Raw genomic sequence first — 14,189 nt, 5'->3', positions numbered from 1 at the left:
TATGTGGGAACAGCGCATAGTCCTGGAACACCGTCGTCGTCGGCCGCTTGGCCGGCGGCACCGACGTGCAATCCTCGCCACGGATGAACACCTTGCCTTCGCTAGGGGTGACGAAGCCGCCCAGAATGGACAAGAGCGTCGTCTTGCCGGAGCCGGACGGCCCGAGCAGGATCGTGTAGCTGCCGGGCTCGATCTGCAGCGAGACATCCTTCAGCACGGTGTGCTGGCCGAAGCGATGCGAGACACTGCTGATGTCGACGAGGGGCGCGCTCATGCGGGCTTTCTCCGAAGCAATGTCAGTTCAAAAAACACCACCAGCACGATGGAGACGGCGAAGACCAGCGAGCCGACGGCATTGGTCTTGGGATTGAGGCCGGAACGCAGCAGGTTCCAGATCTCGACCGGCAGCGTGGTGTCGAAGCGGGTGAGCAGGAAGGAGATCACGAATTCGTCCCAGGAGAAGGTCATCGACAGGAAGAAGCCGGCGAAGATGGCCGGCGCCATGACCGGCACGGTGATCAACAGCAGCACCTTCCATTCCGGCGCGCCGAGGTCGCGCGCGGCGCGCTCGATGTTGATCTGGTGGTCCCCCATCTGGCTGTAGATGATGGCAAAGCACAGCGGCAGATTGATCACGACATGGCCGATGCCGGCGGCAAGCAAGGATTTCGGTACGCCGGCCCAGTTGAACAGCACCAGCAGCCCCATGCCGATGATGAGATAGCTGACCGTCAGCGGCAGGGTGATCAGCCCGCGCAGCAGGCCGGAGCCGGGCAGGACGAAGCGGGCAAAGCCCCAGGCGGAAAGGAAGCCGAGCGTCACGGCGGCGAGCGACGAGATGGACGCGACCAGCAGCGAATTGACCAACGCCGAAGTCAGCCGTGGGTCCGAGAGCACTGCGTCGTACCAGCGCAGCGACGGGCCGGTGAAGGGCGGGATCGGGAACGACGTCGCCTGCAGCGAAAACAGCACCAGCACGATCACGGGCAGGAAGATGAAGCCGTAGACGGCAAGCGCGTAGAGCCAGGAGGCGATGCGGACAATCCTGCGCATCTCAGGCCCGCTCGATCTTCAGCCAGCGGGCGCAGGCGAGATAGGCGATGGTGACCACCGCCATCAGGATGATCGACAGCGCCGAGGCCAGCGGAAAGTCGCCGCGCCGGCCGATCTGCATCATCACCAGCTGCGGCATCAGCAGCTCGTTGTTGCCGCCCAGGATCTGCGGCGTGATGTAGTCGCCGATGCACAGCACGAAAGTGAGGAAGGCGCCGACCATGATGCCGGGCAAGGTCAGCGGCAGCACGACATGCAGGAAGGTTCGCACCGGCCCGGCGCCGAGATCGGCGGCCGCCTTGCGGTAGCTGGGGCTGAGCTGCTTGAGATTGGCGAAGATCGTCAGCGTCAACAACATGACGAAGAAGTGCACGAAGCCGGTGATGGTGGCGAAACGCGTGTTGGCGAGATGCACAGGCTCGCTGATGAGGCCCGAGCCGGTCAGCGCCCGGTTTACGACGCCGTTCTGCACCAGCACCAGCAGCCAGGAATAGGAGCGCACGACATAGGAGGTCCAGAACGGCAGCACCGCCAGCATCAGCGCCAGCCGCTGCCAGCGCTCCGGCACCTGTTCGGCGAGGATCCAGGCGAAGGGATAGGCGAGCAGCACCGAGACCACGGTGACGATCGCGGTCACCTCAAGCGAGTTCACCATCGCCTGCCAGTAGGAAGGGTTGGTGAAGAACTGGCTGTAGTTGGACAGCGTGAAGCCGCCGCCCTCATGCGCCGTCAGGCTGGAAAACCCCATGGCAATGAACGGCAGCACGAAGAACAGCAGCGTCCAGCCGAGCGCCGGCGTGACCAGCGCCCAGGGCAGAGCAGAGCTCGCCCGGGGCAGGGTATGGCCCGCCCGGGGCAAGGGGTTGTTTCCAGCCGAGCTCATGAGCGCTATCGGCTCATTTCGCCTGCAGCATTTCGGTCCACATGTCCTGCATCTTCTTGTCGAGATCGGCGTTCGGCGCCGGATAGGCCTGGGCACGCGTCAGGAAGCCCGGCTGTTCGTCGAAGCGCAGCACCTTCTTCTGGTCGTCGGTCAGTGCTGCCTTGGTGTTGGCCGGCATGCCCCAGTAGCAGGAGGAGGTGGCAAGCCGCGCCTGGCCCTCCGGGCTCATAATGTACTGGATGAACTTCAGCGCCATGTCCTTGTTCCTGGAATCCTTGAACATGGCCAGCGACTGCGACCACAGAACCGCACCTTCTTTCGGGATGGAGAAGTCCAGCGCCGGGTTTTCCTTGGCCAGGCCCGCCGTCACCCATTCGCCGCCGCCGACCAGTATGTCGACCTCGCCCGTCGCCAGCGCCGTCTGGCTGGCGGTCACTTCGCCGACCAGCTTGGCATTGGCTTTCATCTTCAAGAGCTCGTCCTTGAGGGCGGGCAGGTCGGCTTCGGTGAGATCGGCCGTCTTCTTGCCGATCGCCAGTGCGGCCATGCCGATGACCGGCAGGTAGTAGTCGTAGATGGCGACCTTGCCCTTGCACTTGTCGCCGGTCAGGGCCGCCATCGACTGCATGTCGGCCGGGTCGACCTTGGTCTTGTTGTAGCCGATCGTGTTGTAGCCGAACTTTTCGGTGATGCCGTAGCGCTTGCCGCCGACCATGGTGGAGCCGTCCATCTTCACCTGCGCAAACAGGTCGGCCAGCGGCAGCTTGTCTTCCGGCAGCGGCTCGAACAGGCCTTTTTCGACGCCGCGCGGCACGTCGATCGAATCGATCACCATCACGTCCCAGTCGCCCGGCTGTGACTGTTCGACGATGGCGAGGCCAGCGCCGGTGCCCTCGAATTCCTTGACGTTGACCTTGACGCCATTGGCCTCCTCGAAGGGCTGCAGCAGTGCTGGATCGGCATGATCGCACCAGATCAGCGCGTTGAGGTCGGCGGCCTGGACAGCGCTGCCGGCTGCGAGCAACAGCGCCGCGGCCGCGCACGCAGCATGCAGATGGCTCTTCAACATGGAAAGCGAATTCATGGTCTTGGAATGTGCGGACATCGAGTGTTCTCCCTTGCCTTTGTGGCTTCTTGCAAAAAATTGAACCAATTCTAAAATTGAGTCAATTCTGTTTTTGTGGCAAGAGGCTGGAATGAGCGGATTGCGGGCAAGGCAAAAGGCGGACCGGCACAGGCGCATCATCGAAGCGGCGGCGGAACTGTTTCGAGAGGCCGGCTATGAGGGCGCCAAGATAGAGGCGATCGCCACGCAGGCCGAGGTCTCGGTCGGCACCATCTACAACTACTATGAGAACAAGGGCGACATCCTCGGCGCCATCGTCTCGCTGGAGGTCAATGAGGTGCTGAATGCCGGGCAGGGCGTCGTCGCCAGGCCGCCGGCCAATGTCGGCGATGCGCTGGATACGCTGATCGGCATCTACATCGAGCACTCGCTGCACTATCTCAGCAAGGAGATGTGGCGGCAGGCAATGGCGATCTCGACGCAACTGCCCGACAGCCCGTTCGGCCAGGCCTACACCGCGCTCGACCGCGCGCTGACCGAACAGATCCGCGCCCTGATCGCCCGCCTGCAGGCGCTCGGCCTGGTGCGGCAGGACATCGACGGAGCAGCGCTCGGCGAACTGATCTTCAACAACATGAACATGATGTTCATCGAATTCGTGAAGCGCGACGCGGCGAAAATACCGGAGCTGCGCGCGGCGATCCGAAGGCAGAACCGGATTTTGGTGGCGGCGATCGGGGTGTGAAGGAGTCAGGAGCAGACAGGAGAAATCGTCGGTTCGACATAACTTCATTCACACGAGGGCTCGCCTCTTGAGTTGAATCTAAAACCTTGTACAACTTAAAGGGGCATAAAAAGGAGAGGGGTAAATGGGGGCGTTTTCCATCTGGCATTGGGCGATCATGCTGCTGTTGATCGGCGTGCCTGTTTTCTTTGCTGTTCGATCGGCCGCGAAGCCGTCGCAGAATCCTGAGACTCTTGTGGGCTTCGGCGGCTGGCTGATGCTGCTGGCTATCGGTCAGGCATTGTCACCGCTGCGCACACTCGCCGAATTGGGGGCCTCCAGCGATGGCTACAACCAGCTCATGCTGGTGCCGAATGGACCCATGGTGGTCTATGGCGAGGTTGCCCTGCTGCTGGCATTTATGGTGTTTCAGCTTGTGGTGCTCGTTGCCATGCTGAGGCGGAGCCTTCGGTTCAAGCAGTTGTTTCTCATCCAATGGCTCGCAATCCCGGTGGCGGTCATACTGGACGCGATCTGGGTCTCCACCGCGATCGGGGTTTCGGTTCGGAAAGTGGTCACTGGCGAGGCGCTTGCGACGTACATAGTCTCGTTTGTGCTGATAGGGCTCTGGGTCGCCTACGTCTACAAGTCCGTCAGGGTGCGGAACACCTTCACCAGGGTTGGGGCATCCACCCAGGTTGCTGGCGCGTCGTAGAAGAAGGCACAACTTGGAATGTTGGAACTGCGCGCGGCGATCCGCGGGCAGAACCGAATTCTTGTGGCGGCGATTGGGGTGTGACCTCGTGCACCACTATGTCGCCATCGAACCTGGAACGGCCAGATCCTGAGCCGACCGACCTCGACCATCATCCGTGACGGCTGCGACCTTTTGGAAGGTCTTTATTTCGGCCTCATTTATACGTGCTGCCCGCGCTCTCGCCTGGAGATCAACCAGGCGCGCCACGAGCGCTTGCGACGTCTCGACTTCAGGGTTCATCATTTTCATTTGTCCGATTGAGTGGCGATCTGACGAGCGCAACCCGCCGGCATCCCTGCCGGCGGGCCTGGCCGGTTCGAAGTTTCAGTCGTAGACTTTCACAATCTTGCGTGTGCTCGGGTCCACCAAAACCGTTCGGTTGTCGACCACCGTATAGCGGTATTTGACGTTGGGAACCTCGTGGAGTTCGACCGTGTCTGGCAGAGCCGTGCCGACATTCAACTCCACCCCCGGAAGCTTCACAGAAGCCAAGGGTTGCTTCTTCACGTATTCGCGGACGACGGTGTCCTGTTCCGGTGTGATAACCACATCCTGTGCCGCAACCGCGCCGACGCTGGCCAACAGCAAGAGCGCCGCAGCGGCGCTGCTTAGGTGCATCCTCATTTGTTTTTCTCCTCTTGTAACCTGGCGGCAGCACGATCGGCTGGGCGCCAGCCACCCGAACACGTCGCCAGGCCAAACGTTCCTCATACGGGCCTCTGTCTGAATCCGCGCAGGACCAAAGTCTGGTTGGAAAACGCAATGGTCTTACCCGTTGGGAGTAGGCGGAACGGCTTAGGCCTAAAGGTTGTTGTCTCTCCAATTCGGAGAGAAACAGTGGAAAAAAGTGTCGGCCAGGCGCGATGGTTGCTCGCACCGATTTTCGCAACAGCCATCACCTTCCTGGTGATGGGGGTCGTTCTTGGCTGACATGGCGTGGATCGGCGCAGCTACGTCCCTTCCTGCGCAGGACCCGTGAGCTGCTTCGACGGCGGGCGGGTCCTGTATTTCACCGTGCGCCCATGCATGCTCATTCGGCAGGCGTGGGCGCATTTCTAGCACATGTACCTTGGGAGGTTTATTATGGATCGGCGATCCTTCTTGACTGCAATGTTTGGCGTTGCCGGGGCAGCGGCCCTTGCAAGCGCTGTCCGCCCAACTGACGCAATGGCGGGTGTTCCAGGGGCCGGACACGGCATCCTCGATGAACTTGAGACGCCACAAACAGAGACCTTTGAAGAAGACGCACAGGCAGAAGTGCAGCAAGTCTACCATCGGGACTGGCACTACCGTCCCCACCGCCGCCGGCGGGGCTGGAGACGGGTTTGCCGCAGTTATTGGCGGCATGGTCGCCGTCGCGTCCGGTGCTACCGCCGACGTGGTCCTTCGGTCGTCCTTCGATTTTAACTGATTTCCCGCCTCGGCCCGTTCCGGCTCACGCGCCGAGAACGGGCCGGTTTAGATTCTTTTCGGTGAACGATCACAATGACATTGGTCCAGAGATCGAATGAGAGTGGCAGCGCGAACCAACCGGGAAATGGCAACGATGATCGTGCGCCCGGGTTTGTGGCCTCCGTCGCTTTGCCGGACAAAGAAAACATTGCCGACCTTGTCAGGCGAACAGAGCGCATGGCCATCTTGGTGGTTCTTGGACTGAGCGGCTGGTTGATGCTCGTCCCCGCTATTTATCTTGTGCTGACGCACGGGATATGAAGCTTGCGGGACATCCGTGCGCGCCCAGGGTTGGATTGCAATCGCATCGGATCGCGGCTTCCGCAGCCGTTTCGTGTCACCGGCAATGTGGGCGGGACGGGCTGTATTGCTGGCGCGAGGCGCAGGTGCTTGGATCACCGCGGCCTACGTCCGGCATGCTTGGAGCGCTATAATCCAACTAGCCGAACGTAATCGGCTTCTGGCTTGCCGTAGGTGCCGTTTGCGCAGGCTGCAAGTCCGCTGCGGTCCCTGATGTGCACTTCGCCACGTCGAGAATAGATGAAACCACGTCCTTCCAGAACTTGCAGCCCAACGGTAACGCCTGGGCGTCTTGCTCCAAGCATGACGGCGAGAAACTCATGGGTGATCGCAAGGCGCTCGCCGTGGACCCGATCGTCACACATTAGAAGCCAGCGCGCCAACCGCTCTTCAAGGTTTGATTTTGCGTTGATCAGGGCCGTATAGCTGGTCTGGATGTGGAAGTAGTGGACATAGCGCAACAGGAAAAGGCGCAACGTTGGGCTGTTCGCAAGAGCCTCCTTGAAGGGCTCGGTTCCCATCCTGAAAGCGCTGCCGGCCGACTGAACGTAGCATTGATGCGCTGCATAGTCAGCGCCCATCACGAGCGCGGCACCGGTCATTCCCTCAAAGCCGACAAGGCCCACCTCGGCTTCCTTACCTGAAGCCGTCGCGACCACAGAAGCGATGCCGTCCTCCAGGAAGTACACCGTCTCGATCTCCGAATCGGCTTTCTCTAAGGTCATTTTCGGCTCGAGGTCACACAGTTCAAGGTGTGGCTGCAAAAGCCCCAGGTCACCAGGGTCAAGCCTGCGCAACAATTGGTTTCTGTAGGAATCGTTCTCTGGATTGGTCATAGCTCAATCCCGCTTGGGGCAAGAGCTTTCCAATCTCCCTGCCGTCTGCGCCCGTAGACACGTGCAGACGATTTAAAAAATATACGCCCTCTGGCGCGCGATTGACAGTGAAATGCAACCTGATGCACGGCGTCCCCTCAGCCGCCGAATTACAAAACAGGGGTGTACAAAGTTACAGGGTTGGAATCGTACAGAACTCTGCTTCGTACGAATCCGACAATTTGTGATCGCAGCCAACGAGCCGGCATGATGTACATGGTTATCAATGTCGAGGCAGAGCGACGAGAGGGCGACCGACCGACTGGCAAGGCGACGGCTGTGCCCCATAACGGGTCAAAAGTTTGGCATCTAAATTGCTTTCACAGGTATGGGGTGGGCGAGAGCCCGTCGCTTCGCAAATGGAGCGGCGGGTCTACCCTACCAGTGACTGTCGAATGGCCACGGCAGCAGAATGTACCGCCTTTCAGCAGAAACTAACGGAACATCCGTACTCGCCCAAAGTTGGATTGCAGGAAGCATCGCATGCGGGCTTCCGCAGCCCGTTTCGTGTTACCGGCAATGTGGGCGGGGCGGGCTGTTTTGCGTTGGTACGCAATTTATACCGCTGACTACTTGTGGGTAATCCAGTCCAACAAGCCAACGTTAACCTGCTCGCACCCGACATATTCGCGGACCAGGCTTTCAGCCAGGTGGCGCCATTCACACTCGGGAACGCCTGTTTCCCTGACCAGGTTTCGAAACGCCGAGCGGAGAATGTCGGCATCGAAGGCCGAGACGGCAACAGGACCTGGCTCCGGATCTCCCTCCCGGGCCATGTCATCGCGATGACGTTGGCGAAGGCGCTTGAGCAGTTCGCGCGAGGCCTCGATTGCGCGTCGGGAGTGGTCCATATCACGGCGAAATGAGGCAGTTCCGGCCAGGGAATGGTGCCGCAACCGAAAGCTGGTTTCTATAACCGCGCGTGCGACTTCTATATGCGTTTCTGCCATCGCGGCCTCCCTTCCTGCGAAAGGATTTATTTACTCTCTTGTCACGCGTGACCCAAGAAGGATTCAACATACGGTTTGGTACGAAGGGATGGCGCGCAGATGGGCATGGTCCCGAACGAACGAAGGGCCTGAACGGCAAACTATTTGCGATCCAGGCCCCTAGCCGTCGGGTTCGCGGCGACATTGCGCCCGCGGAATGCCATTCACAAGCTGGACCTTGGTCTTGCCATTCCCGCGGAGGGCGTCAAAGTCGGAGACGCGCTGAACAGTTAGAACTTCATCGCGATGCCGACGCGGAAATCGTGCGTCTGAAGCGTGTGTTCCAGCGTGCATCCGCCGCCACAATATTCAAGCGACTTCTTGCCGAAGAAGGAGAAGTCGTATTCGCCGCGCAAGAACACGTTGTGTGTGAGCGCGACGTCGATGCCTGCTCCAACAACACCACCGACCAAGGTGGCATCCCGCTCAGCGTTTCCACCTGGGTAGAATGTCTTCAGCTTTGCAGCGGTTACACCAGCCGTGACGAACGGCATGTAGGCTCCCATGTCCATGCCAACGCGACCCTTTACGGATCCGAACAAACCTGTGGAGGCGTCAAGGACGCCTGGGCCTGGAATATCGTCGAAGGTGTTCTTCTTGAAGCGGTAGCCAAGCTCGCCTTCGACGCCATAGACAATCTTGCCGGATTGGAGGTTATAGCCTGCAAAGCCGCCGACCGTTGCCGAGCCGACATTATGCGTTGCGCCAGCCTGGGCGCCCGGTCCATAGATCTTGTAGTGTTCCAACGTTCCGGCACCGAACACGCCGGCGTATGGCCCTTGCCAGGTCCATTCAGGGGTATCGACAGGAGCGATCGTCATATCGGCAGCCATGGCCGGAGCCGCGGAAAGCGCAACGAATGAAGCGAGCAAAAAAGCTTTCATGAAATCCCCATCAAAATCGCCAATCGCCTTATATCGATGAGCCTGCAACTTTGTATATAGCTAGGAAGTCACACCCGTAGGCTAAGTTGCTGCGCCTGAATTCGGCGAAATAGGTATCGGGATGGCCGGTGCAAGCAGGCATCCCTCGAAGAGCTCAATACTTCCGCGTCAGGCTTCGATGCGGGCATTATCGAGAAATTCAAGTGCTGAGCGTGGAAGGGTGCCGTTCTGATCTTCAATGAAGCCGCTGCCGCACGGATCAGGCTTGCAGCTGTGTTCGCGAAGAATGCCGATGGGTATACCGGACGGCTCAATCCGCAGCAATCAGGAAGGATGCCGTCGACGCCATAGTTAGGCGGCGGCGCGCAGGGCGGTGACTCGCCCAATGTCCGGGTCCCTTCTCAGCCATCTATCGGGAAAGTCCCGGGTATTTGGCCTTCTCAGCCTGGCAATTTCCCGCTCTCTGGACCGCCATGGCGTAAGCTCTTTCATAGGTGCGAATGGCCTTCCGGAACTTAGGAGGATTAGGCGTCAGGTGTTTTTCTAATCCCCTCGTACAAAAGCACAGGGACAGCAATGATAGCTTTTCCATCTTCTGTAGGCCTCAGCCGGCACCTTTGCATAACGCCGTTGAGGTTACCTGCCATTTTAGCGGCCAAATTTAACTTGGCATCGGGCATCCCGACCAGGAAGTGGATATTGTCCTGTCCTGCCGAAGCCGCCGAAGACGCGAAGCAAATTGCGGCGGCGAGTGCGACCAAAATGCGGATCAAAGTGACGTCCCCCCAATATTCCCAAATCTGAGCCAGGCTGAATATTTGGCAACCTAGCACCAAGCACACTATCCACAAATATGACACCTTCAAAACGCTCTCGCTCGATGCGCCAATGGGAGGGACTGACCTTAGGCGAATCGATTTGCTGGTGGCGCGGGAACCTTACGAGCCGGAGGAGGACGAAGAGGATGATCCGGATACGGTGATGCTCTGGGGCGGATACTCGCGTTGGCAAATGAAAATTCCAGGTGGATAAGCGGTGGATCGAACCCGAACCTTGTTTTCTAAGCTTTTGAAAATGTCATGGTTTTTGCATTGTGCTGGTGCCCCCGGACGGAATCGAACCGCCGACCTTCGGTTTACAAAACCGCTGCTCTACCAGCTGAGCTACAAGGGCACGGCGCTCCGGTTAGCATATTTGTTGCGCCAGTAAAGACAAAACTCCGTTTTTTCCCGGCATGCCGCATGGGCCGTCGGCGAGGGCATCCTGAAAACCGCCGGATTGCTTCCTACATCTAGGGAAGGGTGCAATCGCTTCGAGCAGGGGTGTCGCATGATCAGATTTGTCATCATTCTTCCGATCATCTTCGTGGCCTGGATGCTGCTGGTGAAGATCATCAGCGACGTGAAGAAGGCCAATGTCGACTGGACCGGCGTCACCACCATCATCGGTTTCATCGCGCTGGCTTTCTGGCTGCGCCATGTCACGGGGATGGGGTGAGGGAATAGGGGGCGACGGGTCATTGGTGTCCTTGCCGTCGCTGCGCTGGCGTCAGCGGCGCCCCACAAAAAATCTCCTCCACCTATCGAACCTTTTCCTGCGCCGCGCCGACTGATGGTCAGAGGCGAATGGGTCGCCTCGATCAAAAGATCCAGGAGATCATCATGTTCAAGCGCACTCTTACCTCGGGCCTCGTCGCCATCTTCGTCGCCGCCGGCGCGCTCGCCGGCACTGTCGGCACGTCGTCAGCCCACGGCATGCATGGCCATCATCATCACCACCACAACCATCACAAGAAGCACTTCAAGAAGTTCTGGTGGAAGCACTACAACCACCACCACAACCATCACCACAGGCACGGCAGGGTGATCATTTTCCTTTGATGGAGGGACCCAATTCCCCAAGAGGGCGGCTTCGGCCGCCCTTTTTGCGTTCGGCGATCACCTTGTGAAGTAGGGCGGCAAAGCTGCTGATCCCCGGCAAGCTACGGCATGCACACATTTCCAAGCAACTGGTCTTTGGCGATAGAGTGCATGGCAGCTTGGCGCATGCATTGCCTATGCGGCGCTGGTCCCGCTCCGTCTCGGCTTCGCCGAGCCAACGCTCGCCCACCAACGCTCCTTTCCTTTCCCTCCGGAGGGGGGAAGGTGGCGCTGCGAAGCAGCGACGGATTGGGGGACCCACCCGGCAATCGGGCCTCGGGCCGATCAGTCACCCCAGTCATAGCAGATATGTGCGTGGCATAGCCCCCAGCAAGTGGGGGAGATTGGCCGCATCAACGTCCTCGCCAACCCTTTCCAGTCGCCGTCAGCGTGGACCTCGGTCCATCCGATTTCCCAGCTCCAGAAAAATCAAAAAAGTTCGAACCTTTTTCCTGGCTGTGACGACAGATGATCAAGAGGCGGATGGATCGCCTCGGTCAACGAAGCAAGGAGATCGTCATGTTCAAGAACACACTCGTTTCCGGCCTTATCGCCACCGCCGTCGCCGCCGCCACGCTGGCCGGCACCGTGCAGCCTTCGGCCGCCCACAGCCATCACCACAACCGCGAAATCGGCATCGGCATTGCTGCCGGCGTCGGCGGCTTCGTCCTCGGCAGCCTGCTCGCCCAGCCGCGCACCGTCTATGTCGACGAAGGCGGTGGCTCGTGGCATGTCCGCCGCTGCTACGATCGCTATGCCAGCTACGACGCGGACTCCGATACCTATCTCGGCCACGACGGATACCGCCACTATTGCCGTCTCTGAGGGGAGGACCCGTTCAGCAACAGAGGGGCCCATGCGAGCCCCTCTTCTGTTGTCTGGATGGTAGCGGTGCGTGCTCCATCGGCCGCTTCAGCGCAGAACTGAAGGGATTGGTCCGGCGACAGATCGGACAGTGTACAGAGATTTTCCGAGCGTCTATCCTGGACCGCGAAACGCGGGGAGAGACCCTTGGACGAGCAGGACCCCAGGGAAGACCTGGTCGAAACGGTTTTCCGCAACGGCACCGTCACCACCGTCGGCATCCTGCTGGCGTTTTCGCTGGGCTTCATCACCCATTGGGCCGCCAACCCGATCCCGTGGCAGACCTACCATCTTGTCGCCGTCCTGCCGATCCTGGCCGGCATTGCCTTGCAGATGCGGGCGCTCTCGCTGCTGCTCGACACGAAATGCCTGCAGCGGCGCATCTATGAACGCGCCAACCGCATCTTCATGGCCGGCCTGATATTCACCGCCTGCGGCGTCGGCATGGCCATCCTTCTCGATTTCTTCGATATCGCGACCAGGAGCGCGCTGCCCGGGGCGGGCTGATCAGCCGGCTCGCACGCCGCCGATCATCCTGGTCACCTCGGCTGCCGCATCGCGCACCAGCGGGCCGATCTCGGCCAGCCGCTCCGGCGTCACCCGCACCGTCGGTCCCGACACGGAAACGCCGCCGATCGGCTCGCCGAATTCGTTGAAGATGGCGGCTGCCACGCAGCGCATGCCGGGGTGCCGCTCCTCGTCGTCGACCGACCAGCCGCGCTGCTTGATCCGCGCCAGATCGTGGGCAAGCGCCGAAATGTCGGACAGCGTCCTGTCGGTGAAGCGCTGCAGGCCTGCCTTGCGCAGCATGGTTCCGACGCGCTCCGGCTCGAGATGCGCCAGCACCGCCTTGCCGATGCCGGACGCATGGAAGGGGCTGCGCGTGCCCGGCCGGAAGAAGGCGCGGATCGCCTGATGCGTCTCGACCTGGCTGACGAAGACCACGCAATCGTCCTCGGCGACGCCGAGATTGGCGGTCTCGCCGGTTCTCTCCATCAGCTCCTGCATGACGACACGCGCGCGGTCGACCAGCTTGCGGCGGCGCAGGAAGGCCGCGCCCATACGGTAGGTCTCGACGCCGATCGACCACAGCTGGTCTGATGTGTCGAATTCGACCATTCCGTGGTTTTGCAGCGTCGTCAGCATGCGGTAGGCGGTGGAGGCGGCAAGCCCGCTCTGCGCCGATATCTCGCTCAGCGACAGGCCGCTGCCTTCCGCGACAATGGCCAGGATTCTCAGCGCCCGATCGAGCGACTGCACCGAACTGGCCTCCGAGGGCCCATTGAAAGCGCGCGGCCGGCCGCGCTGGCGTTTTTCCGTGGTTTCCATGGCGCCATTCTCGACCGATCTCGCCAAATGCACAATGAAAAAGTTTTTCACTAAAATCGCAGGCCGGATTCCTAGAAAACGGAAAATCCAATAAAATCAGCATATAGCCGTTGTTTTCTCTAAATGAAAAAATATTCTGAAAAAATTGAAAAATAGCCGGCGTGCTGGCATCCTCAGCCAATCCAACAATGACAAACCCGTGGAGGGCTGGAAAATGGCCAGGATGCGCGCTGTCGATGCCGCGGTTCTCGTTCTCGAAAAGGAAGGCATTTCCTGCGCTTTCGGCGTGCCGGGCGCGGCGATCAATCCGTTCTATTCGGCGCTGAAGGCGAGGGGAACGATCCGCCACGTGCTTGCCCGTCACGTCGAGGGCGCCTCGCACATGGCGGAAGGCTTTACCCGGGCCAAGGCAGGCAATATCGGCCTGTGCATCGGCACTTCGGGTCCGGCCGGCACCGACATGATCACCGGGCTCTATTCGGCCGCTGCGGATTCCATTCCGATCCTGTGCATCACCGGCCAGGCGCCGCGGGCGCGGCTGAACAAGGAGGATTTCCAGGCCGTCGACATATCAGCCATTGCCGCGCCGGTCGCCAAATGGGCGGTCACGGTCATGGAGCCCTATCTCGTCCCCATGGCGCTGCAGAAGGCCTTTCACCTGATGCGCTCGTCGCGGCCGGGTCCGGTGCTGATCGACCTGCCGGTCGACGTCCAGCTGGCCGAGATCGAATTCGACATCGATGCCTATGAGCCGTTGACGCCGTTCAAGCCGGCCATGACGCGCGCCCAGGCCGAAAAGGCGTTGACGATGCTCAACGCCGCCGAAAAGCCGCTGATCGTCGCCGGCGGCGGCATCATAAACGCCGATGCGTCGGACCTGCTGATCGAATTCGCGGAAATTTCAGGCGTGCCGGTCATCCCGACCTTGATGGGCTGGGGCGCGATCCCCGACGACCACCGGCTGATGGCCGGCATGTGCGGGCTGCAGACCTCGCACCGCTATGGCAATGCGACGATGCTGGAAGCCGATTTCGTCTTCGGCATCGGCAACCGCTGGGCCAACCGTCACACCGGCTCCGTCGATGTCTATACCA

Annotated in this window: 16 protein-coding genes and 1 tRNA gene; 7 read left to right on the top strand and 10 right to left on the bottom strand. The window is 60.3% G+C overall.

Going from position 1 to position 14,189, the window contains the following annotated elements; genetic code table 11:
• From EN949_RS24620 to EN949_RS24605, 4 genes are all read right to left on the bottom strand, one after another.
• Positions 1-274, bottom strand: a 274-nt coding sequence (locus tag EN949_RS24620) for an ATP-binding cassette domain-containing protein (protein WP_127371801.1), incomplete at its 3' end; no start/stop codon positions are given.
• Positions 271-1,053, bottom strand: coding sequence for an ABC transporter permease (locus tag EN949_RS24615; RefSeq protein WP_013531381.1), 783 nt, complete (start codon positions 1,051-1,053; stop codon positions 271-273). The genes EN949_RS24615 and EN949_RS24620, both read right to left, overlap by 4 nt.
• A 1-nt stretch (position 1,054) precedes the next feature.
• A complete protein-coding gene (locus EN949_RS24610) occupies positions 1,055-1,936 on the bottom strand; it encodes an ABC transporter permease (RefSeq protein ID WP_127371015.1) in 882 nt (293 codons plus the stop codon).
• A 13-nt stretch (positions 1,937-1,949) separates the two neighbouring features.
• Complete coding sequence (locus EN949_RS24605) at positions 1,950-3,041, bottom strand: spermidine/putrescine ABC transporter substrate-binding protein (protein WP_127366392.1); 1,092 nt, start codon at positions 3,039-3,041, stop codon at positions 1,950-1,952.
• A 91-nt stretch (positions 3,042-3,132) separates the two neighbouring features.
• Here EN949_RS24605 and EN949_RS24600 point away from each other — a divergent pair, with 91 nt between their 5' ends.
• Together EN949_RS24600 and EN949_RS24595 are read left to right on the top strand one after the other, a co-directional pair.
• Positions 3,133-3,747: a TetR/AcrR family transcriptional regulator gene (locus EN949_RS24600; RefSeq protein WP_013531384.1), complete on the top strand. Its 615-nt coding sequence runs from the start codon at positions 3,133-3,135 to the stop codon at positions 3,745-3,747.
• A 124-nt stretch (positions 3,748-3,871) separates the two neighbouring features.
• Positions 3,872-4,441: a DUF2569 family protein gene (locus EN949_RS24595; RefSeq protein ID WP_127366391.1), complete on the top strand. Its 570-nt coding sequence runs from the start codon at positions 3,872-3,874 to the stop codon at positions 4,439-4,441.
• 366 nt (positions 4,442-4,807) lie between these two features.
• Here EN949_RS24595 and EN949_RS24585 read toward each other — a convergent pair whose 3' ends face one another.
• From EN949_RS24585 to EN949_RS24550, 5 genes are all read right to left on the bottom strand, one after another.
• On the bottom strand, positions 4,808-5,107 hold the full coding sequence (locus tag EN949_RS24585; RefSeq protein WP_013531386.1) for a DUF1236 domain-containing protein: 300 nt from the start codon (positions 5,105-5,107) through the stop codon (positions 4,808-4,810).
• 1,256 nt (positions 5,108-6,363) lie between these two features.
• On the bottom strand, positions 6,364-7,071 hold the full coding sequence (locus EN949_RS24570; protein WP_063168079.1) for a Crp/Fnr family transcriptional regulator: 708 nt from the start codon (positions 7,069-7,071) through the stop codon (positions 6,364-6,366).
• A 608-nt stretch (positions 7,072-7,679) separates the two neighbouring features.
• Positions 7,680-8,060 carry a hypothetical protein gene (locus tag EN949_RS24565; RefSeq protein ID WP_013531389.1) on the bottom strand — a complete coding sequence of 127 codons (381 nt, stop codon included), beginning with the start codon at positions 8,058-8,060 and terminating at the stop codon, positions 7,680-7,682.
• A 269-nt stretch (positions 8,061-8,329) separates the two neighbouring features.
• A complete protein-coding gene (locus EN949_RS24560) occupies positions 8,330-8,983 on the bottom strand; it encodes an outer membrane beta-barrel protein (protein WP_013531390.1) in 654 nt (217 codons plus the stop codon).
• A gap of 1,097 nt (positions 8,984-10,080) precedes the next feature.
• Positions 10,081-10,156, bottom strand: a tRNA-Thr gene (locus EN949_RS24550).
• A gap of 156 nt (positions 10,157-10,312) precedes the next feature.
• Between EN949_RS24550 and EN949_RS24545 the strand changes: the two genes are divergently transcribed.
• The 4 genes from EN949_RS24545 to EN949_RS24530 all read left to right on the top strand — a co-directional run bounded on the left by EN949_RS24545 (position 10,313) and on the right by EN949_RS24530 (position 12,273).
• Positions 10,313-10,480, top strand: a complete 168-nt coding sequence (locus EN949_RS24545; RefSeq protein ID WP_013531392.1) for a hypothetical protein — start codon at positions 10,313-10,315, stop codon at positions 10,478-10,480.
• Between the two features lie 164 nt (positions 10,481-10,644).
• Entirely contained in the window at positions 10,645-10,863 is a 219-nt protein-coding gene (locus EN949_RS24540; RefSeq protein ID WP_127367528.1) for a hypothetical protein, read from the top strand.
• Between the two features lie 558 nt (positions 10,864-11,421).
• Positions 11,422-11,727, top strand: coding sequence for a BA14K family protein (locus tag EN949_RS24535; protein WP_013531394.1), 306 nt, complete (start codon positions 11,422-11,424; stop codon positions 11,725-11,727).
• A 186-nt stretch (positions 11,728-11,913) separates the two neighbouring features.
• Complete coding sequence (locus EN949_RS24530) at positions 11,914-12,273, top strand: hypothetical protein (RefSeq protein WP_013531395.1); 360 nt, start codon at positions 11,914-11,916, stop codon at positions 12,271-12,273.
• On the opposite strand, the gene bhcR is transcribed toward EN949_RS24530, so the two are convergent.
• Positions 12,274-13,095: an HTH-type transcriptional regulator BhcR gene (bhcR, locus tag EN949_RS24525; protein ID WP_063170248.1), complete on the bottom strand. Its 822-nt coding sequence runs from the start codon at positions 13,093-13,095 to the stop codon at positions 12,274-12,276. It lies immediately after the preceding gene.
• A 214-nt stretch (positions 13,096-13,309) separates the two neighbouring features.
• Here bhcR and EN949_RS24520 point away from each other — a divergent pair.
• A partial coding sequence (locus tag EN949_RS24520; protein ID WP_245472492.1) for a thiamine pyrophosphate-binding protein occupies positions 13,310-14,189 on the top strand: 880 nt, incomplete at its 3' end.

It is taken from the genome of Mesorhizobium sp. M7A.F.Ca.US.007.01.2.1 (genome assembly GCF_003998165.1).
Classification (GTDB): Bacteria; Pseudomonadota; Alphaproteobacteria; order Rhizobiales; family Rhizobiaceae; genus Mesorhizobium; species Mesorhizobium ciceri.
The sequence above is the reverse complement of the archived record's forward strand: the minus strand, read 5'-3'. Positions and strand labels throughout refer to the sequence as shown.

Excerpts from the sequence above, each read along its gene's own strand:
- EN949_RS24535 (WP_013531394.1), top strand. The coding sequence starts at position 11,422 with ATGTTCAAGAACACACTCGTTTCCGGCCTTATCGCCACCGCCGTCGCC.
- EN949_RS24600 (WP_013531384.1), top strand. The coding sequence starts at position 3,133 with ATGAGCGGATTGCGGGCAAGGCAAAAGGCGGACCGGCACAGGCGCATC.
- EN949_RS24570 (WP_063168079.1), bottom strand. The coding sequence starts at position 7,071 with ATGACCAATCCAGAGAACGATTCCTACAGAAACCAATTGTTGCGCAGG.
- EN949_RS24560 (WP_013531390.1), bottom strand. The coding sequence starts at position 8,983 with ATGAAAGCTTTTTTGCTCGCTTCATTCGTTGCGCTTTCCGCGGCTCCG.
- bhcR (WP_063170248.1), bottom strand. The coding sequence starts at position 13,095 with ATGGAAACCACGGAAAAACGCCAGCGCGGCCGGCCGCGCGCTTTCAAT.
- EN949_RS24595 (WP_127366391.1), top strand. The coding sequence starts at position 3,872 with ATGGGGGCGTTTTCCATCTGGCATTGGGCGATCATGCTGCTGTTGATC.
- EN949_RS24565 (WP_013531389.1), bottom strand. The coding sequence starts at position 8,060 with ATGGCAGAAACGCATATAGAAGTCGCACGCGCGGTTATAGAAACCAGC.
- EN949_RS24545 (WP_013531392.1), top strand. The coding sequence starts at position 10,313 with ATGATCAGATTTGTCATCATTCTTCCGATCATCTTCGTGGCCTGGATG.
- EN949_RS24610 (WP_127371015.1), bottom strand. The coding sequence starts at position 1,936 with ATGAGCTCGGCTGGAAACAACCCCTTGCCCCGGGCGGGCCATACCCTG.
- EN949_RS24585 (WP_013531386.1), bottom strand. The coding sequence starts at position 5,107 with ATGAGGATGCACCTAAGCAGCGCCGCTGCGGCGCTCTTGCTGTTGGCC.
- EN949_RS24605 (WP_127366392.1), bottom strand. The coding sequence starts at position 3,041 with ATGTCCGCACATTCCAAGACCATGAATTCGCTTTCCATGTTGAAGAGC.
- EN949_RS24540 (WP_127367528.1), top strand. The coding sequence starts at position 10,645 with ATGTTCAAGCGCACTCTTACCTCGGGCCTCGTCGCCATCTTCGTCGCC.
- EN949_RS24615 (WP_013531381.1), bottom strand. The coding sequence starts at position 1,053 with ATGCGCAGGATTGTCCGCATCGCCTCCTGGCTCTACGCGCTTGCCGTC.